Here is a 920-nt window from a genome sequence, read left to right as displayed (position 1 = left end):
GATCGGAATGTCGGGGCTGTTGGTGAAGTCCACGGTGATCATGAAGGAGAACCTGGAGGAGCTGAACCGGCGGGGTATGGCCACCGACTACCCGGTCATCCTGGGCGGCGCCGCCCTGACCCGTGCTTACGTCGAGCAGGATCTGCACGAGATCTATCAGGGCGAGGTGCGTTACGCGCGGGACGCGTTCGAGGGGCTGCGGTTGATGGACGCCCTCGTCGCAGTCAAACGCGGCATCCCCGGCGCCGTCCTGCCGGAGCTGAAGCAGCGCCGGGTGGCCCGCAGGACGCCGGTGCTGCCCGAGCCCGAGGAGGACGCCGCCCCGGTGCGCTCCGACGTCGCCACCGACGTGCCGATCCCCACCGCACCCTTCCTCGGCACGCGTGTCGTCAAAGGCATTCCGTTGCGGGAGTACGCGGGGTGGTTGGACGAGGATGCGTTGTTCAAGGGGCAGTGGGGGTTGAAGGCGTCACGCACGGACGGCGGGCCTGGGTACGAGGACCTGGTGGAGTCGCAGGGGCGTCCGAGGTTGCGGGGGTTGCTGGACCGCCTGCACACCGACAACCTCCTCGAAGCCGCCGTGGTCTACGGCTACTTCCCCTGTCACTCCGAGGGCAACGACCTGGTGATCCTGGACGAGGACGGGAAGGAACGCACCCGGTTCACCTTCCCCCGCCAGCGCCGGGGCCGCCACCTGTGCCTGGCCGACTTCTTCCGCCCCGCCGAGAGCGGCGAGACGGACATCGTCGCGCTCCAGACGGTGACGATCGGGCCGCGGGCCAGCGGCGCGACCGCGGAACTGTTCGCCGCCGACGCCTACCGCGACTACCTCGAACTCCACGGCCTGTCCGTCCAACTCGCCGAAGCCCTCGCCGAGTACTGGCACGCCCGCGTCCGCACCGAACTCGGCATCGCCGACA

Annotated in this window: 1 protein-coding gene; it reads left to right on the top strand. The window is 69.5% G+C overall.

All coding sequences use genetic code 11. The features are described from left to right. A partial coding sequence (locus IF27_RS29615; RefSeq protein WP_275935592.1) for a vitamin B12 dependent-methionine synthase activation domain-containing protein occupies window positions 1-920 on the top strand: 920 nt, incomplete at both ends.

The sequence above is a fragment of the Streptomyces avicenniae genome, from assembly GCF_000719135.1.
Lineage (GTDB): Bacteria > Actinomycetota > Actinomycetes > Streptomycetales > Streptomycetaceae > Streptomyces > Streptomyces avicenniae.
The sequence above is the reverse complement of the archived record's forward strand: the minus strand, read 5'-3'. Positions and strand labels throughout refer to the sequence as shown.